Origin of the sequence: Serratia sp. HMSC15F11, assembly GCF_001808215.1 — a bacterium.
In the GTDB taxonomy this organism is placed as follows: Bacteria; Pseudomonadota; Gammaproteobacteria; order Enterobacterales; family Enterobacteriaceae; genus Serratia; species Serratia nevei.
This window is the reverse complement of the sequence record NZ_KV792393.1, coordinates 4727-5579: the sequence shown is the minus strand read 5'-3', so window position 1 is coordinate 5579 and position 853 is coordinate 4727. Positions and strand designations below refer to the sequence as shown.

Sequence of the window (853 nt, the reverse complement as noted above, 5' to 3'; positions counted from 1 at the left end):
GCGGGCAAGGGCGGGTATGACGTCAAGGTCAAGGAGCACACCCAGCTTGATGGCGCCGTCATTGCCAGCACGGCCGACAAAGATAAGAACCGCCTCGATACTGGCACGCTGGGCTGGACGGACATCCACAACCAGGCGGACTACAGCGCAACGCATAGCGGCGGCAGCTTCAGCACCGGCGGGCCGGTGGGCAAAGACCTGCTGACCAATATGGCCGGCGGCATGCTGTCGGGTGCCAACCACAACGGTCATGCCGAGGGCACGACGAAGGCCGGGGTTAGCGAAGGGACGCTGATAGTCCGCGACGCCGACAAACAGCAGCAGGATGTGGAGCAGCTAAACCGTGATACGGATAACGCCAACGCCGGCAGCATCAGCCCGATATTCAACAAGGAGAAGGAGCAAAAGCGGCTCAAGCAGGCGCAGTTGATTGGGGAGATTGGCGGACAGGCGATGGACGTTATCCGCACGCAGGGCGATATCGCCGGGCTGAAGGCACAGAAAGACCCGGCGGCGCTGGCGCAGGCCCGGGAGCAGCTTGAGAAGAGCGGCAAACCGTTCCGTGAGGCGGACGTGTTGCAGCGGGCGTACGACAACGCGATGCGGCAATACGGCACCGGCAGCGACCTGCAGAAGGCGGCGCAGGCGGTAACGGGGGCGCTGACGGCACTGGCGGGCAATAACCTGGCGGGGGCGCTGGCGAGCGGTGCTTCGCCGTACCTGGCGACGGAAATCAAGAAACTGACCACCAATCCGCTGACCGGTGAAGTCGACGTTGCTGCCAACACAATGGCGCACGCTGTACTGGGCGCGGTGACGGCGCAGCTGAACAACCAGTCGGCCGCAGCAGGCG

1 pseudogene is annotated in these 853 nt (G+C 64.2%); it reads left to right on the top strand.

Going from position 1 to position 853, the window contains the following annotated elements:
- Nucleotides 1-853: pseudogene (locus tag HMPREF3138_RS25005) on the top strand (hemagglutinin); the annotation flags it as partial.